Source organism: Pseudohoeflea suaedae, assembly GCF_004354915.1.
GTDB classification, from domain to species: Bacteria; Pseudomonadota; Alphaproteobacteria; order Rhizobiales; family Rhizobiaceae; genus Pseudohoeflea; species Pseudohoeflea suaedae.
The window spans coordinates 1,156,202-1,173,929 of sequence record NZ_SMSI01000001.1; the positions used below are offsets into that span (position 1 = coordinate 1,156,202).

14 protein-coding genes are annotated in these 17,728 nt (G+C 63.6%); 6 read left to right on the forward strand and 8 right to left on the reverse strand.

The genetic code is table 11. The annotated features are described in order from the left end of the window. Positions 1–21 precede the first annotated feature (21 nt). The 5 genes from lhpI to E2A64_RS05365 all read left to right on the forward strand — a co-directional run bounded on the left by lhpI (position 22) and on the right by E2A64_RS05365 (position 9,207). Positions 22–1,710, forward strand: a complete 1,689-nt coding sequence (gene lhpI / locus E2A64_RS05345) for a cis-3-hydroxy-L-proline dehydratase (RefSeq protein ID WP_133283363.1) — start codon at positions 22–24, stop codon at positions 1,708–1,710. A gap of 74 nt (positions 1,711–1,784) precedes the next feature. Beyond that, the gene (locus E2A64_RS05350) at positions 1,785–4,031 is read left to right on the forward strand and encodes an acyl-CoA dehydrogenase (RefSeq protein ID WP_206662420.1); all 2,247 of its coding nucleotides are present in this window, start codon (positions 1,785–1,787) and stop codon (positions 4,029–4,031) included. Beyond that, on the forward strand, positions 4,028–5,314 hold the full coding sequence (locus E2A64_RS05355; protein WP_133283365.1) for an acetyl-CoA C-acetyltransferase: 1,287 nt from the start codon (positions 4,028–4,030) through the stop codon (positions 5,312–5,314). Before E2A64_RS05350 ends, E2A64_RS05355 begins: the two co-directional genes overlap by 4 nt. Further along, a complete protein-coding gene (locus tag E2A64_RS05360; protein WP_133283366.1) occupies positions 5,311–7,380 on the forward strand; it encodes a 3-hydroxyacyl-CoA dehydrogenase NAD-binding domain-containing protein in 2,070 nt (689 codons plus the stop codon). The genes E2A64_RS05355 and E2A64_RS05360 overlap by 4 nt, the downstream gene beginning before the upstream one ends. A 6-nt stretch (positions 7,381–7,386) precedes the next feature. Next, a complete protein-coding gene (locus E2A64_RS05365; RefSeq protein WP_133283367.1) occupies positions 7,387–9,207 on the forward strand; it encodes an acetyl-CoA hydrolase/transferase C-terminal domain-containing protein in 1,821 nt (606 codons plus the stop codon). A gap of 63 nt (positions 9,208–9,270) precedes the next feature. On the opposite strand, the gene E2A64_RS05370 is transcribed toward E2A64_RS05365, so the two are convergent. Continuing rightward, on the reverse strand, positions 9,271–10,032 hold the full coding sequence (locus tag E2A64_RS05370) for a hypothetical protein (protein ID WP_133283368.1): 762 nt from the start codon (positions 10,030–10,032) through the stop codon (positions 9,271–9,273). A gap of 212 nt (positions 10,033–10,244) precedes the next feature. On the opposite strand from E2A64_RS05370, the gene E2A64_RS05375 reads away from it, so the two are divergent. Next, positions 10,245–10,928: a type 1 glutamine amidotransferase gene (locus E2A64_RS05375; RefSeq protein WP_133283369.1), complete on the forward strand. Its 684-nt coding sequence runs from the start codon at positions 10,245–10,247 to the stop codon at positions 10,926–10,928. Here E2A64_RS05375 and E2A64_RS05380 read toward each other — a convergent pair. The 7 genes from E2A64_RS05380 to E2A64_RS05410 form a co-directional block, all read right to left on the reverse strand. After that, positions 10,912–11,682, reverse strand: a complete 771-nt coding sequence (locus E2A64_RS05380; RefSeq protein ID WP_133283370.1) for an HpcH/HpaI aldolase family protein — start codon at positions 11,680–11,682, stop codon at positions 10,912–10,914. The two genes, E2A64_RS05375 and E2A64_RS05380, sit on opposite strands and share 17 nt — an antisense overlap. A 135-nt stretch (positions 11,683–11,817) precedes the next feature. After that, the gene (locus E2A64_RS05385; protein WP_133283371.1) at positions 11,818–12,165 is read right to left on the reverse strand and encodes a RidA family protein; all 348 of its coding nucleotides are present in this window, start codon (positions 12,163–12,165) and stop codon (positions 11,818–11,820) included. Between the two features lie 27 nt (positions 12,166–12,192). Continuing rightward, a complete protein-coding gene (locus E2A64_RS05390; protein ID WP_133283372.1) occupies positions 12,193–13,299 on the reverse strand; it encodes an NAD(P)/FAD-dependent oxidoreductase in 1,107 nt (368 codons plus the stop codon). Further along, positions 13,296–14,321: a histone deacetylase family protein gene (locus E2A64_RS05395; RefSeq protein WP_133283373.1), complete on the reverse strand. Its 1,026-nt coding sequence runs from the start codon at positions 14,319–14,321 to the stop codon at positions 13,296–13,298. Before E2A64_RS05395 ends, E2A64_RS05390 begins: the two co-directional genes overlap by 4 nt. Positions 14,322–14,357: 36 nt before the next feature. Further along, entirely contained in the window at positions 14,358–15,284 is a 927-nt protein-coding gene (kce, locus tag E2A64_RS05400; RefSeq protein WP_133283374.1) for a 3,5-dioxohexanoate:acetyl-CoA acetone transferase, read from the reverse strand. A gap of 9 nt (positions 15,285–15,293) precedes the next feature. Further along, entirely contained in the window at positions 15,294–16,658 is a 1,365-nt protein-coding gene (locus E2A64_RS05405) for an aminotransferase family protein (RefSeq protein ID WP_133283375.1), read from the reverse strand. After that, complete coding sequence (locus tag E2A64_RS05410; RefSeq protein ID WP_133283376.1) at positions 16,655–17,728, reverse strand: ABC transporter ATP-binding protein; 1,074 nt, start codon at positions 17,726–17,728, stop codon at positions 16,655–16,657. Before E2A64_RS05410 ends, E2A64_RS05405 begins: the two co-directional genes overlap by 4 nt.

The following is a 17,728-nucleotide window of genomic DNA, read 5'->3' on the forward strand; positions in this document are numbered from 1 at the left end:
GCTCCTAAGCTCGCGAACTCGATGAAGGGCCCGCCAGTGACAGATGCCATCGCAATCATTTCCGGACGGGCAAATGGCCCGGTCGTCGCCAGTGACGAACCGCTGAGTTTCTGGGGCGGGGTCGATCCGGCGACCGGCCTGGTCATCGATGCTTCCCATCCGCTGAAGGGGTGCAGCATCTCAGGCGCAATCCTGATGCTGCCGCTGAGCCGGGGCTCCTGCACGGGGTCGGGCGTCCTGCTCGACCTTGTCCTCGGTGGCCGTGGCCCCGCGGCGATCATCTTCTCGGAACCGGAGGATGTCCTGACGCTCGGCGCGTTGGTGGCAAAGGAAATGTTCGGCAGTTCCCTGCCGGTTTTGCGCGTCTCCCGGAACGTCTTCCGAAAGCTCTCGCTGGTCGGCGAGATCGCCATCGAGGACAACCGGATCGTCGCCGGAGAGTGCGAAGTGCCCTTGGCGCCGGCGCGAGCGGCCAAACTCGATCTTGCCGCAGACGAGCAGGCAATGCTGGACGGCGCGAAGGGAGAGGCGGCGGCAGTCGCCATGCGGGTGATCTGCGCCATGGCGGCCCAGCAGGGAGCGGGTTCGCTGGTTCCCGTCAGCCAGGCTCATATCGATGGCTGCATCTATGCGAGCCCCGCCAACCTCACCTTTGCCGAACGGATGCTCGAGCTCGGCGCCGAAGTCACGGTGCCCACCACGATGAATGCGATCTCCGTCGACCGGGAGAACTGGCGCGGGCAGGGGATGGATCCGGAATTCGGCGTCCCGGCGCAGCGCCTTGCCGATGCCTATGTCGAAATGGGCTGCGCGCCGACATTCACCTGCGCGCCCTATCTGCTTGAAACCGCGCCTCACGAGGCCGAAGCGATTGCCTGGGCCGAATCCAACGCCGTCGTCTTCGCCAACACCGTCCTCGGCGCCCGCACCACCAAACACCCTGATTTCCTCGATCTCTGCATCGCGGTCACCGGGCGTGCGCCGTGCTCCGGCGTCTATCTCGATGCGAACCGAAGGCCTGCCATCATCCTCGATGTGGACATGCCGGGGCAGGTCGAAGACGCCTTTTGGCCGCTGATCGGCTATGTCGCCGGAGCCCGTGCGCCTGATTGCATCCCGCTTCTCAGGGGGCTGGCGGAAACCGGACCCGATGATCTGAAAGCGCTCTGTGCGGCTTTCGGTACCATGTCGGCCGCTCCCATGCTGCATGTCGAAGGCGTGACGCCTGAGGCGGATCTCGATCCATTGCCGCAGGCCGCTACGGTCCGTATCACGCGCGAGGACCTGCGCGAGACATGGGCGCGGCTGAATTACGGTCCCGAAGAGGTGGATCTGATAGCAATCGGCAGCCCGCACGCGTCGCTCGCCGAATTGCGGCGTCTGCGCGATGCGCTGGGAGGGGAGACGACCCGCGTGCCCATCATCGCGACCGCCGGTCGCCGGATCATCGACGAGGCCCGCACCGACGGCATACTCCACGATCTGAAGAAATCCGGTGTCCGCGTCTTCCCGGACATCTGCTGGTGTTCGATAGGCGAGCCGGTCTTCCCGCGTGAAACAACGGTCGTTCTGACCAATTCAGGCAAATATGCCCATTACGGTCCCGGTCTTTCCGGCCGCCATGTGCGCCTTGCCGGGCTCGATGACTGCATCCGTGCGGCACTGACGGGATCCGCCCCGCCGCGCATGCCGGACTGGCTCGCAAAATGACCCGTTGACCTGCGACATTCTGCCGGGTCGGGGCTGCGGGAACCCTCGGCGCTTTTGCGCGTTGGTGTCTTATGATGGACATCCGTAAGAAAATGCTCACAAGACCGATTCACCGCTGGGCAAAGACGGCCCTGCCCAGTCTGTCGATGACGGAAGCGGAAGCGCTCAACGCCGGCGAAGTCTGGTGGGAAGCGGATCTCTTTTCCGGCAATCCCGACTATTCGAAACTGCACGCGGTCAAGGCGCCGACGTTGACGGCGGAAGAGCAGGCGTTTCTCGATGGACCCTGCGCGCAACTCTGCGAGATGATCGACGACTGGAAGATCAACCAGCAGGATGCCGACCTGCCGCCCGAAGTGTGGAGCTTCCTGCGCAAGAACGGCTTCTTCGGCATGATCATCCACAAGAAGCATGGCGGTCTCGGTTTCTCGGCTTTTGCCCATTCCGAGGTCGTGCGTTTCATTTCCACCCGCTCGGTCGCAGCCGCCGTCACCGTGATGGTCCCCAATTCGCTCGGCCCGGGTGAACTGATCCACCAGTTCGGCACCGACGCGCAGAAGGACTACTGGCTTCCGCGTCTTGCCGACGGCACAGAGCTTCCCGCCTTCGGCCTGACCAGCAACGAGGCAGGCTCCGACGCATCGGCCATGGTCGACGAGGGCGTCGTCGAGACGGGCATGTGGAACGGCGAGGAGGTGCTCGGCATCCGTCTCAACTGGGCCAAGCGCTACATCACCTTGTCGCCCGTCTGCACGGTTCTGGGCCTCGCATTCAAGCTTCGGGACCCCCAAAACCACCTCGGCAAGGGTGAGGAAGTCGGCATCACCTGCGCGCTGGTTCCGACCGATCTCGACGGTGTCGAGACGGGGCGTCGCCATATTCCCTCCACCACCATGTTCATGAACGGGCCGACGACCGGCAGGGACGTCTTCGTGCCTCTCGACCACATCATCGGCGGGCCGGACTATGCCGGTCGCGGCTGGATGATGCTGATGAGCGCGCTTGCCGCCGGTCGCGGCATCTCCCTGCCGTCCATGGGGACGGCAGCCATCGCCATGTCCGCTCACACGACCGGTGCCTATGCCCGTATCCGCCAGCAGTTCAACCTGCCCATCGGCAAGTTCGGCGGCGTGCAGATCCCGATGGCCCGGATGGCGGTCGATTCCTACGTCATGGATGCAGCCCGCCGGCTCACCTGTGCCGGTCTCGACGAGGGCCGCGCGCTCTCCGTCATCTCCGCCATCATGAAGGCCCATGCGACGCTTCGCATGCGTGAGGCCTGTAACGACGCGATGGACGTTCATTCCGGCAAGGCCGTGATCGACGGTCCCTCCAATTATCTGCTCCCGCTCTATCGCGCGGTGCCGATCGGCATCACCGTGGAGGGCGCCAATATCGTCACCCGTGCGCTGATCATCTTCGGTCAGGGCTCGATCCGCGCCCACCCGCATCTGCTCGACGAGATGCAGGCGCTGGCGATGGAGGACGATGAAGAAAGCCTCGATGCTTTCGACAAGTCGTTCTGGGCACATGTCGGCCACAGCGTGAAGACCGCGGGTCGTGCTTTCATCCGCGCCTGGAGCGGAAGCTGGGTTGCGCCCGCGCCGAACGGCTCGGCCCCGGTCGCGCATATCTATCGCGAACTCGCCCGCTGGTCCGCGTCATACGCACTCGTCGCCGATCTGTGCTTTCTGGTCTTCGGCGGTGAACTCAAGCGCCGTGAGATGATCTCGATCCGCATGGGCGACATCCTGTCCGAGATGTATCTGATGTCGGCAGCGCTCAAGCGCTGGGAGGACGAAGGCCAGCAGGATGCGGATCTCCCGATCCTCGAATATGCGGCCACACGCTCCTTCAACACGATCCGTCGTCTTCTCAACGAGGTGCTGGAAAACATGCCGTCGGCATTCGCCCGCGCCGTGGCCCGGTTAGTCACGCTGCCAGGTGGTGGCACGACGGGTCCGAGCGACGAACTGATCGCGGAATGCGCCAACCTGATTTACGAGCCGTCCGCGACCCGCGACCGCATCACCGGACATCTCGGCGCGGCCGGGCAGCGGCCGGGAGTGGCCAAGCTCAACGAAGCCTATGCGGCCGTGGTGGAGCTCGACCCCGTGATGAGAAAACTCCGCAAGGCAAGGCAGACGCCCGACGATGGTCTGGCTGCCGGCACGATCACCGACGAGGAACGCGGCAAGATCGCCCACATGGAGAAGCTGGTCGGCGAAGTCACGGCAGTCGATGACTTCACGCCGGAAGAGCTGGCCCGCTATTACGAAGGCTTCAAGCCTGAGGACGCTTCGAGGATCGCAGCAGAATGAGCCGTCCAGTCTATCTCGTCGATGGAGCCCGCACGCCATTCCTGAAGGCGCGCGGCAACCCCGGCCCTTTCACTCCCGTCGATCTCTCGGTGCAGTGCGGCCGCCCGCTTCTGGCACGGCAGAGCTTCGATCCGCAAACGTTTGATCTCGTCATTCTCGGCTGCGTCAATGTGGTGGCCGACGAGATGAACCCCGCGCGCGTCGCTGCGCTGCGGCTGGGCCTCGGCGAGGACATGGTGGCCTTCACCGTGCAGATCAATTGCGGCTCCGGAATGCAGTCGATCGACACCGCCTACCGCTATATCCGCGACGGCAGCCACGACATGATCCTGGCAGGTGGCGCTGAATCCCTCAGTCATGCGCCGCTGGTCCTGCGCCAGAGCGCGTCGGAATGGTTCGGCAAGCTTGCCATGGCCAAGGGACCGCTCGATCAGGCGAAGGCCATGGCCGGCCTGAAGCCTGAATTCTTCAAGCCCGTCGTGGGCCTCGAGCGCGGTCTTACCGATCCGGTGACCGAACTCTCGATGGGTCAGACGGCTGAAATTCTCGCCCACCGTTTCGATATCACCCGCAAGATGGCCGATACCTACGCAATGGAGAGCCATCACCGGCTCGCCAGGGCGCAGAAGGAAGGCTGGCTCGATGACGAAGTGGTGCCGGCCATCGACCGCGATGGCAATGTCTACGAGGCCGATGACGGCGTGCGTCCCGACAGCGATCTCGCCGGTCTGGCAAAACCCAAACCCGCATTCGAGCGCCCCTATGGCAAGGTGACCGCAGGCAATTCGAGCCAGATCACCGACGGCGCGTCCTGGGTGATCCTGGCATCCGAGGAGGCCGTTGAAAAACACGGCCTCAAGCCCATCGCCCGCATCGTCGACAGCGAATGGGCAGCCCTCGATCCCTCCGTCATGGGGCTCGGTCCGGTGATGAGCTCGACGCCGCTTGCCAGGCGCAACGAGCTCGAACTCAACACCATCGACCTGTGGGAACTCAACGAAGCTTTCGCAGCCCAGGTGCTTTCCTGCCTGGCGGCCTGGGAGGATCCCGGTTTCTGTCGCGAGGTTCTCGGTCTCGACGGCGCCTTCGGGCGCATCGACCGCGACAAGCTCAATATCGACGGCGGCGCGATTTCCCTCGGTCATCCGGTCGGCACCAGCGGCAACCGCATCGTCCTGCATCTCGCCAATGCGCTCAGGCGCACCGGCGGCAGATACGGCATTGCGACCGAATGCATAGGCGGCGGTCTTGGCGGAGCCATGCTTCTGGAGGCCGTCCAATGAGCAAGCCCGTTCTCTCCTATCTCGGTGAAACCAGATTGGCGCTCGGCCCGGCCGAAAACGCCGAAGGCCATCCGTGGCGCAGGGCCGAGGCCGACGGCGTCGTCTGGCTGGTGCTCGATTGCGCCGACACCTCGACAAACACCATTTCGGAAGCCGTCCTCGAAGGACTCAATGCCGAAGTCGAAGCGCTGGAGAAATCTCCGCCCAAGGCGGTGGTCCTGCGCTCGGCCAAGAAAAACGGTTTCGCAGCCGGTGCCGACATCAACGGCTTCCGCGAGATGACCGGCGATGGCGCGGTCGGTATGCTCCGGAAGGGTGCCGAAGTCCTCGATCGCTTCGAGAGACTGCGCTGCCCGACCATCGCGGTCGTGCACGGCATGGCGCTTGGCGCCGGTTTCGAGATCGCGCTCGCCTGCGACTACCGCATAGCCGTTGACGGCGCCACATTCGGCTTCCCGGAAGTCAATCTCGGCCTTCACCCCGGTCTGGGCGGCACCTGTCGACTGCCCGCGCTCATCGATCCGCTCGAAGCCATGACGATGATGCTGACCGGCAAGACGGCCTATACGAAGAAGGCCAGATCGCTCGGCATTGTCGATGCGGTCGTCGAGGAGCGCCACGTCGAGGCGGCGGTTGAAGCTGTCGTCGCGGGCAAGGTCGAACGCCGCAAGCCGGGTCTCAAGGCCAAGGCGCTGCAGTTCGAGGCGGCGCGCGGGCTGGTCGCCAACCGCATGCGCTCCGAAACGGGCAAGAAGGCGAAGAAGGAGCACTATCCCGCGCCCTATGCCCTGATCGATATCTGGGAAGAGCATGGCGACGACCGGAAGGCGATGCAGAAGGCGGAGATCGAGAGTTTCGCCGCATTGCTCAAATCCGATACCTCGCAGAACCTGCAGCGTGTGTTCTTCCTGCAGCAGGGCCTGAAAAACGCCGCCCGCGGCGAAGACGGGATAGATCATGTCCACGTCATCGGCGCGGGCGAGATGGGCGCGGAGATTGCCGCCTGGGCGGCCATTCGCGGCAAGCGCGTCACGCTCGGCGACATCGATCTCAAGCCGCTCGGAAAGGCCGTGAAAACCGCGGCCGGGATCTGCAAGGACAAGCATCTGACGGGTATCGAGACGCGCGACGTGCTCGATCGGCTGATCCCGGATCCGAAAGGCTACGGGCTGGCCAAGGCCGATCTGGTCATCGAAGCGGCGACGGAAAATCCGGAACTCAAGGAAAAGATCTACGCCGATTCCGAAGAGCGCATGAAGCCGGATGCGATACTTGCGACCAACACGTCCAGCCTGCGCCTCTCCGAGCTTGGCTCGAAACTGAAGAATCCGGGCCGCTTTGCCGGACTGCATTTCTTCAACCCGGTCTCGAAGATGCAGCTCCTCGAAGTCGTCAGTCAGGAGGGCACCGATGAACACGTGCTTGAACGTCTGATGGCGTTTTGCGGCGAGATTTCCCGTCTTCCGGTGCCTGTCACCGATTATCCCGGCTTCCTCGTCAACCGCGCGCTGACGCCATATCTCATGGAGGCGATGGTGTTGATGGAGGAAGGCGTCGATAAGGAAATCATCGACAGGGCGGCGATCGATTTCGGCATGCCGATGGGACCTGTCGCGCTCGCCGATCAGGTGGGGCTTGATATCTGCCTGCATGTCGCCGAGAGCCTCAAATCATCGCTCGAAAAGCCTATGCCGGCAAGCAGCGACAAGCTTCGCCGTAAGGTCGAAGCGGGCAATAAGGGCAAGAAATCCGGCAAGGGCTTCTATGACTGGTCCGACGGCACGCCGCGCCCGGATACGGACAAAGCCGGACCCGACGACCTGACCGATCGGCTGATCCTGCCGATGCTCGACGGTTGCGTGGAATGTCTGCGCAAGGGCGTGGCGAAAAGCGCGGACGAAGTGGATGGTGCCATGATCTTCGCCACCGGTTTCGCGCCGTTCCGCGGCGGGCCTATGCACTACGCCAGAACCCGTGGTACCGAAGAAATCCGTAAACGTCTTGAGGAACTCGCGGAGCGTCACGGAAACCGGTTCGCGCCGGACCCGGGGTGGGCCGACTTGTAAATCGCCATGCACAGACTGACAGATGCCGAGGCCGCCGCGCGCGAGATCGTGGCGGCGACGGGTGGCGATATCCGGGTCGGTTTGCCGCTGGGCCTCGGCAAGCCTGTCACCCTGATCAATGCGCTGGTCAAGCTCGCTTGCGACGATCCGGCAATCAGGCTCCAGATCTTCACGGCCCTGACACTTGAGGTGCCGGAGGCGGGCGAGGGGATCCAGGGGCGGTTCCTCGGCCCCGCCCGTGATCGTCTGTTCGGCGCCTATCCGGGCCTTCTCTATGCGGACCTGCTTCGCAAGGATGCGCTGCCCGCCAATATCGAGGTCTCCGAGTTTTTCCTGCTCGCCGGGCGTTGGCTGGATAATGATACGGTCCAGCAGAATTACCTTTCCGCCAATTACACGCACGCATTCGACGTGCTGGTTTCACGCCGTCCGAACGTGCTCGTTCAGCTGGTCGCGGAGGGAGAGGGCGGTTTTAGTCTCTCCTCGAATACCGATATTTCCACCGATCTGTTCCGACTGCGCGACCAGGGCAAACTCGATTTTGCCGCCTTCGCCGAAATCAGCGATGACATGCCTTTCCTGACCGGGCCGGGCGCTGTGGTGGACAAGGAGCAGTTTCATGCCGTCCTCGATCCGGACGAGAAGTTCGAACTTTTCTCCGCCGTGAAACGGCCGGTCAATCTGACGGCGCATGCGATCGGCCTGCATGTCTCGCGGCTGGTTGAAGATGGCGGCACCCTGCAGATCGGCATCGGCGCCATCGGGGATTCCGTCGCCCACGCGCTTTTGCTGCGCCATCACGGAAAAGCCGGCGCGATATATGCCGGTTGCCCGTTCCCGGTTCCCCAGGGCGATACGCAACCGTTCGAAAAGGGCCTTCACGGCGTAAGCGAAATGCTGGTCGGCGGTCTTCTGAAACTCTTCGAGGAGGGCGTGGTCAAACGCGAAGTCGATGGCCGCGCAATCTATGCCGGCTTCTTCGTCGAGACCCGGGACTTCTACCGCGCGCTGCGCGAGATGCCGCAAGCCCGCCGCGACAAGATCGCCATGGTCCCGGTGAGTTTTACGAATGCGCTTTACGGCGACGAGGAGAAGAAGCGCGCCGCGCGGGTGAAAGCCCGCTTCATCAATGGTGCGATGAAGGTTTCCCTTCTGGGCGACGTCATGTCGGACGCGATCGGCGATGGTCGCGTGGTCAGTGGCGTCGGCGGGCAGTTCAACTTCGTCGAACAGGCTCTGGCGCTCGACGGTGGCCGCTCCGTCATCACGCTTGCGGCGACCCGCAGGTCCGGCGGAAGACTGCACTCCAACATCGCATGGGACGTCGAGTGCACCACCGTTCCCCGCCACCTGCGCGACATCGTGGTCACGGAGTACGGCGTCGCCGATATCTGGGGCAAGTCGGACGCCGAAGTCATCGCCGCCCTTGTCGAGATCGCCGACAGCCGCTTCCAGGAGGATCTCGTTGCCCGCGCCAAGAAGGCAGGCAAGCTGCCCCGCAGCTACGTGCTGCCAGACAGCGCAAGGCATAATCTGCCTGAAACGGTTTCGGCCTGGCTCGGCCCGCATCGTGAGCTATTGCCGGCCTTTCCGCTCGGCACGGATTTTGACGAGATCGAGCAAGAACTCCTGCCGGTGCTCGCCCGCCTCAAGCAGGAGGCATCATCCGTCACGGGCTATATCCGCCTTGCGGCGGCCGCTTTCACGGCCAAGCCCCACCCCCACGAGAAAGAAGCCCTCGATCGCATGGGTTTTTCCGCCAATACAGTCAGCCTTTCGGGCATTGCACTCAAGGGCGCGCTGAGACTGGTCGCGAAGAGCCGCTGAACTCGGTTCATGCGGGAATGGCCGGCAGGATCGGCCCTTTCCCGTCCCTTGCATCGTATCCGGTCAGCGCCGGGCAGCTCGATGTCTGGCAAGGGTCTTTTCGACGCCGGAGAGCGCGTCCAGTATCTCCTTTCGCCAGCCGCCGGGAGACAGTTTGCGGACCGAAGAGTGAGCGGCGCAGACGATTGGCGTACCAGCCCAGCGGTCGGCGATGTCGCGGGCCCATTTCTCGAAGTCGTCGGATGCATCCGGCCGGTCCTGCAGCGCCTTTGCCAGCGTCGGATGAAACCTGAGCCTGGATTGAGGCAGCAGCTTGCCGAGCAGTCCAGGTGCCGCGAGCACCATGATCGTATCGTCGACATGGACGATGCCGCTCTCCCTGTGGCGAACGAGAACCGATGAGAAATGGACATTCTCGTTTGCGCAGACGAGATCCACGCCCGCCGGCACCGAGAAATCGAGGTCTTCGGCGAACTGTGCCTGCGTGGCCTTGTCCTCGATGATCCCCTGTTCCCACGGCAATTCCGGTGCCTTCCTGTGATGGCGGCCGGTGCCGATCAGGCGGGCATGCGGCAGCAGTCGGTGCACAGCGGTACAGTGAAGCGTATGGAAGGGATGGACATTGATGATCGCCTCGATTGCCTGCCCGCCATCCGTCAGCGCGAGAAGTGAATTGCGGTCGCTTTCATCAAGCTCGTAGCTGTCGAGCAGGAGGAACCTGCCATTCGCGCGTCTTGCGAGAGACATGTGCGTTCCGACACTGATGACCTTGGCAATCTTGAAATCGCCGCGGAAGGTCCAGAAGTTGTCCGCCAGTTGCCTCATCTTGCCATTTCCCCGGTGCGTTGATCGTCGTGCGGGGCGCGGTTGCCCTGGCCCTGAGACGACAAATGAATGGGACTTGCGAATGTTCCTGATCCAGTTCGATGTCGATGTGAACAATGTTGCAATTGCCGAGCATCGAGCGGACCGGCTTGTCATCCGGCGATCATACCCGTTAGCAAGGTGGCGAGATAGAATTGCCGGAAAGTTTGACGATGAAGATCGCGATCCTGAACCTGACCCTGCCGTTTCCGGGCACCTCCGCCTTCGCCGAAACCGGCCGGCAGATCCGCGACTGGATCGCTCCCGCGCTGCCGGGGAGTGAATTCACCATCCTCGATATCGCTCAGGGCCTCCAGCTTCCGGTGCCTGACGCCTATGACGGCTTCATCATCAGCGGATCGGAGGCGGGCGTTTACGATCAGGTCGCGTGGATGGAGCCGCTCAAGGCGTTTCTGCTTGCGGCACGGGATGCAGCCAAACCGCTGGTCGGCATCTGTTTCGGCCACCAGATCATGGCCCACACCTTTGGTGGACACGCGGAAAAGGCGGCCGCCGGGATCGCGGTCGGCGCCAGACGTTTCACGCTCGACGGCGTCGAGACATATGCGAATGTCTGGCATCAGGATCAGGTCGTCCTCGTTCCGCCATGCGCGCGTGTGAGCGGCTTTGCCGATTATTGCCCCGTCGGCATGCTGGATTACGAGTTTCCGGCTTTTTCCATGCAGTTTCATCCGGAATATTCGCGTGCGTTTCTGACCCGCGAAATCGGCGTTATTCTCGGCAAGGGTATCGACCCGGATCTGGCCGAGCGTGCGCTGGAAAGCATGGCCCGCGCCGACGTGCCCGCTGATCTGATGGCGAACCGCGCCGCAGGAACATTCAGGCAGTTCGCCTGAAGGCTTTCACGGTTTCCATTGCGCCGGCTTCGATGAAACGGGCGTCTGAACTGATTGTCACCAGGTTCATGCCGCGTGCGGCAACGTCTCGCGCGTAATCGGGGGCGCCGCAATGCAGGCAGCACACCAGCCCGGCATCGGCCGTCGTTCTGCGGATATGCTCGATAAGCTCGAGAACTTCGGGCTCGCTCCGGTCGAACCCCGGCCCGTGGCCGAATGCCGATCCGAGATCCGACGGCCCGATATAGACCCCCGTCAGGCCCGGCACTTTAAGGATTGCCTCGAGTTCGTCCACGGCGGATCGGGTTTCGATCATCGCGAGCGTGACGATTTCCCGATTGGCGGACGGCTGGTAGCCGGCCCCGAAGGCGAGCCGTGCCCGGATCGGCCCCGAACTCCGTCTGCCCTCCGGCGGGTAGAGGCATGAGGACACGAAACGCTCGGCGTCCGCCGCAGTCTCGATCATCGGAGCGATGATGCCCATGGCCCCGGCGTCGAGCGCGCGCATGATCGAGGCTTCATCCACCCAGGGAACGCGCACCATCGAGGCGGCTCCCGATTTCTCTATGACGGGCAGAAGCGACAGGAGGTCGGAATAATCCGCCGTCCCGTGTTGCAGGTCGATGGTGAGGGAATCCCAGCCGGCCACCGCCATGGCCTCGGCACTGATCACCGAGGGCACGGCCAGCCATCCATTGACGGCTGTGCGGCCCTCGGCCCAGACCTTGCGGAGCGGATTTGAGAAATGTGCCATCATACCTCCTGCCATGACGCCGGACATATGCGGTTGGCACCTCTCCGTCCGCACACGCCCGCGCTAACGTGGCACCGCCACATGCTGCTTGCAAGCGCGAGCGAACGGAGAGGTCGATGGTGAAGCCGAGAGGCCTCAGGCCGCAGCCACGACGATGATCTCGACCTTGTATTCGGGGGAGGCGAGCTTGCTTTCGCCGCTGGCGCGGGCAGGCGTGTGGCCTTCCGGTACCCATGCATCCCAGACGGCGTTCATCTCGGCGAAGTCGTCCATGGAATCGAGCCAGATCGTCGCCTGGAGGATCTTTGTCTTGTCCGATCCGCAGCGCGCCAGGAGATCGTCGATGTTCTTGAGAATGGCGGACGTCTGCGCGGTGACGCTTTCGCCCTTCGCACCCACCTGACCGGCAAGGTAGATCGTGGAATTGTGGACGACGGCCTGGCTCATGCGTGGGCCGGTATCGTGTCTTGTAATGTCGCTCATGTGTCGTTTCCTTCCTGACTGTAGTTCTTAAGCGTCGCCGAACCGACTCGGATCAAGCGCGGCGATGGTCGTGGCGTTTAGATCGGTTTTTTCGCCGCGGCACAATTGGACAGTCAGTCGCGCGAGCGCCGGCGCCGTCTGTATGCCGTAGCCGCCCTGGCCAGCCAGCCAGAAGAAACCCTCGCGCTCCGCGTCGAACCCGCAAACAGGCGTGCGATCGGGCGCGAAGCTGCGCAAGCCGGCCCAGCTCGTCTCCACCCGGGTGACCGGCGTGGTCACCGCCTGCTCGAAACGGAAAAGCCCCTCGGCCAGGTCCATCTCGTCTGCCCAGGCGTCATGCGCCTCGACCGGTGTTTCATCCGCCGGAGACACCATCATCTTGCCGGCTTCCGGCTTGGCGTACCAGCGTTCGCTGGCCGATGCCACGAGCGGCCAGCTGTCGATCGCGTAGCCATCGGGAGCGGGCAGGAGTGCCGCCGACCGCCGCATCGGGGTGATCGAAAGCGGCTTCGCCCCGCCAAGTCGGGCAATCTGATCGGCCCAGGCGCCGGCGGCATTGATGACGACCGGCGCGGAAAAGCGGCCCTGAGGCGTTTCGGCCGTCCATAGGCCGTCCTTGCGCATCAGCGCGCCGGCCGGAGCACCGGTAACGATATTGCCGCCACGCTGGCGCAACAGCCGGATGAGCCCCTGGAGAAAGCGATCCACGTCGATATCCATCGCATCCCGCTCGATTGCCGCTGCGGCAATCGGCTCGGGGCGCAGGATGGGAAACAGCTCGACGGCTTCCGCAGCGGTCAGGCGATCCATGCCGGAGGCTCCGGCGACATAGGCGTCGAAGGTCGGGAGTTCGTCCTCGGTGGCGATCATCAATTCGCCGCGCGGGGAGAGAAGGCTTGTTTCGCTCACGCCTTCCGGCTGCTCGAGGAAGCCGTGGGCATTGGCATTCAGCGCCCTGAGCGTGGCGTTGCCATAGTTGCGGATATAGATGGCAGCGGTGCGTCCGGTCGCGTGGTAACCGGGCGTCGTCTCTGTTTCGAGCACGGTGACCCGTGCCGTTTCCGACAGGAAGGCTGCCGCGGATATGCCGGCGATGCCGCCACCGATGACGAGGAAATCGCTTGTCTGGATCATGATGCCGACTGATAGCCTTCGAGGAAGCTGCGCAGGTTGTGGCCGAGTTCCTCGCTGAGATAGCCGCCTTCCTGCACCATCAGGGTGGGCAGTCCAACCCTGGCAATCTCCGCACCGATCCGGGCGAAACCCGGCGTGGTCACCGCGAGTCCCCTGAGCGGATCGTTCTCATAGGCATCGAGCCCGAGCGCGATGACAAGGACGTCGGGGCCGAAATCGCCGATGCGTGACAGCGCGGTTTCGAGCGTTGCCAGATAGGCCTCGTCGCCGGTGCCGCGTTCGAGCGGCAGGTTGAGGTTGTAGCCGAGCCCTTCACCTTCGCCGCGCTCGGCTGCATGGCCCCAGTAGAAGGGGTAGAAACGCATCGGATCGGCATGGATCGATACGGTCAGCACATCCTTGCGCCGGTAGAAGATGCCCTGCGTGCCGTTGCCGTGATGGACGTCGACATCGAGGATCGCCGTGCGAAGCCCGCGCCGGGTGAATTCGTCCGCGGCGATGGCCGAATTGTTGAGAAAGCAGAACCCGCCGGCGAGGTCGGCGAAGGCGTGATGGCCCGGAGGACGGCTGAGCGCATAGACGGCCGTCTCGCCGCCGGCGATGGCATCGACACCGGAGAGAGCGGTCTGCGCCGACCAGTAGGCCGATTCCCATGTTCCCGAAGAAATCGGGCAGGACGTGTCGGTCTGGTGGTACCCGGCCTGGCCAACCGCCGAGCGCGGATAGCTGTCGGTGCGGTTGGCCGGATGAACGTTGGGTATCACCTCGTCGGCCGCCCCCTCGATCCGCTTCCAGCGGTCATGGATGGTTCTGAGAAAGGTCAGATATTCGGCCGAATGGATGGCGGCGATCGGTCCGAGCCCGATATCCCGCGGCGCTTGAAATGTGCAGCCGGCGGCCTCCGCTCCGCCCTTCAGCACCTCGATGCGGCGCGGTTGCTCCGGATTGGCGAGTCTGCTGCCATTGGCCATGAAGTGCTTGGGGTCATGCGCGGACTGGCGCGGGTCGAGAATGGCTTTCATCGGTAATATCCCGAGTTGTTCATGTTTTTGTTTCGGTCAGAACGCGGTTCTGTCCGCACCCTTGAGGCCGAGCATGTCGCGCGCTTCCGCCGGGGTTGCGACCGTGCGTCCCAGCCCCTCGACGATGCCGCGGATCCTCGCGACCTGCTCGGCATTTGATCTGGCGAGAACCCCGCGTTCGATCATCAGATTGTCCTCGAGGCCGACGCGAACATGCCCGCCCATGGCCGCAGCGATTGTCGCCATCGGCATCTGCTGGCGTCCGGCCGCGAGGACGGAGAAGCGGTAGTCGTCGCCGAACAGCTTGTCGGCCATGCGTTTCATGTGGAAGAGGTTGTCCGGGTCCGCCCCTATGCCGCCGAGCACACCGAAGACGAACTGGATGAAGAAGGGCGCCTGCACCATGCCCCGGTCGGCGAAGTGCCTGAGCATGTAGAGATGACCCACGTCATAACATTCGAACTCGAAACGGGCGCCGCGCTTCTCGCCCATCTCGGTGAGCACGTGCGCGATGTCGCGCGGAGTGTTGCGGAAGATCAGTTCGTCGGAATTTTCGAGGAACGGCTTCTCCCAATCGTGTTTCCATTCGCTGATGCGGTCGGCTGCCGGGTAGAGCGCGAAATTCATCGTGCCCATGTTGAGCGAGCACATTTCCGGCTCGGTCAGCATGGGGGCGGCGAGACGTTCGTCGAGGCTCATCAGCGCGCTGCCGCCGGTCGTCAGATTGATCACCGCATCGCTTCGCTGCTTGATGCGCGGCAGGAAGCCCATGAAATGGTCCGGTGACGCCGAGGGGCGGCCGTCCGCCGGGTCGCGCGCATGCAGATGAAGGATCGAAGCGCCGGCTTCGGCTGCATCAATCGATTGTTCTGCGATCTCGTCGGCGGTGATCGGCAGGTGGGGCGACATTGACGGGGTGTGGATCGAGCCCGTCACCGCACAGGTGATGATGATCTTGTCCATGCGAGTGCCTCACGCGCTCCGGTCGAGCAGCGGCCCGATCTCGGCTTCGAGCCCGGCAAGCGAGTCCGTCAGCGTTTCCATGATTTCGTCGACATGTGCCTCGGTGGCGATCATCGGCGGACAGACCAGGAAATGATCACCCTCATAGCCTCCGCGCGTGCGCCGGGAGTAGATGATCAGCCCCTTGGAATAGGCGATCTCGACAAGCTTGTCGTGAAGGCCGAGGGATGCCGGGAAAGGCGTCATCGTCACGCGGTCGGAGACCAGTTCGAAGGCAAGCAGCAAGCCTTCGCCGCGCACATCGCCGATGAAGGGAAAGCGGTTCATGAGCCCCTTCAGGCGTTCCTTGAGGAGAGCTCCGATCTTCGCCGCATTCGCCATCATGCCCTGGTTTTCGATCTCCTCGATCACCGCGAGGCCGGCGGCGCAGGCGAGGGGATTGCCGGCATAGGTATAGCCGTGGATGAACCCGCCGTCGTCGAGCACCGCGTCGACGATATGATCCTGCGCCAGCATCGCGCCGAGCGGTGCATAGCCGGCGGCAAAGCCCTTCGACACGACGAGGATATCCGGATCGACGTTCCAGTGTTCTCCGGCGAAGAATTTCCCGGTGCGGCCGCCACCCGACATCACTTCGTCATGGATCAGCAGAACGCCATATTTCGTGCAGATCTCCCGTACCGCCCGCATGTAGCCCGCGGGCGGCACCAGCGCGCCGGTGGAGGCGCCGCCGACCGGTTCGACGATAAAGGCGAGCACGGTCTCGGGGCCTTCCTCCACGATCCTGCGTTCGAGCATCTCGGCATAATGCGCGCCGGTGGCCGGGTCGTCCGGATCAAGCCCGTCGAGATAGGCGCGCGGTGCCGGGATCTTCGGCATCGGCCGCATCATGGCCTCGAAAGGTGCGGTCATGGGCGTGTAGCCGGTCACCGCCAGCGCGCCGAGCGTGGCGCCGTGGTAGCTCGGAAAGCGCGATATCACTTTCCAGCGCAGGGCTTCGCCCTTCGCCAGCGCATATTGGCGGGCGAGCTTGATGCCGCTCTCCACCGCTTCCGAGCCGCCGGAGACGAAGAAGGCCCGCTCCATGCCCGAAGGCGCAAGTTGCGCGGTCTTCTCCGCAAGCTTCTCCGCCGCCTCGTTTTCGAAATGGAGCCGATAGCCGAAGGTGGCTTTCTCCATCTGCCGGCGCATCGCCTCGAGCACCCGCTCGTTGGAATGACCGATATTGCACACCATCGCGCCGGAAGAGCCGTCGAGATAGCGCTTGCCGTCGACATCCCAGAGATAGACGCCGCGCGCCTGGTCGAGCAGCGGTCGGCGTCGGCGGGACTGATAGAACAGGTGGCTCCTGGGCCGCTCGGGAGATGTAGTCATGCGGGCAATACCGTGCAGTCCGACGGACGGAAGGAAGCGGAGACCTCGCTTCCCTCGCCATGCGGGTGGGTGTCGATCATGTTGATGGCTTGCAGTTGCAACTCCCCGAGCCGGATGAAATAGCGTGCCGCCTGTCCCTGATAGTCGACGGTCTCCACCCTGGCCGAATGCGAGATGACGCCATCGGACGGCTTGTCTTCCGACAAAGCCAGCTTCTCGGCGCGCAGCACCAGTTTCACCGGCCCGGTTCCGTTCACCTGTGGTCCCCGGTCTGCCGGAATGACGATGCGGCCGAGATCGGGGGCTTCGAGCACGATGGACGTCTCGTCGCGCGCGGTGCAGCGGGCCTCGACAATGTTGGAGGCGCCGAGAAAGCGGGCGACGAATTCACTGCCGGGCGTGTTATACACGTCCTGCGGCGCGCCCATCTGCTCGACCCGGCCGGCGGACATCACCACGATCTGGTCGGACATGGCGAGCGCTTCGGACTGGTCGTGGGTCACGAAGACGGTCGTCACGCCGATGCGTTCCTGGATGCGCTTGAGTTCGACACGCATGTCCTCGCGCAGATTTGCGTCGAGCGCCGACAGCGGCTCGTCGAGCAAAAGCACGTCCGGCTCGATCACGATGGACCGGGCCAGCGCGATGCGCTGCTGCTGGCCGCCGGACAATTCGCGCGGATAGCGCTCGGCCACATGCGGCAGTTGCACCAGTTCCAGCGCGTCCTTCACCTTCTGCGCCGTCTCTGACTTGCCGACGCCGCGATATTTCAGCCCGAAGGCAATGTTGTCGGCCACCGTCTTGTGCGGGAACAGCGCATAGTTCTGGAAGACGAGACCGAGATTGCGCTTGTGGATCGGCACGTCGTTGACGCGTTTGCCGTCGATCTGGATTTCGCCCGCGGTCGGATCGAGAAGGCCTGCGATCATCCTGAGCGTCGTCGTCTTGCCGCAACCCGACGGCCCGAGAAGGGTGACGAAACCGCCCTCGGGCATTTCCAGCGACATGCGATGGACGGCGACATAGTCGCCGAAGCGCTTTTCGATATCGGTGAGTTTGACGGTGCTCAA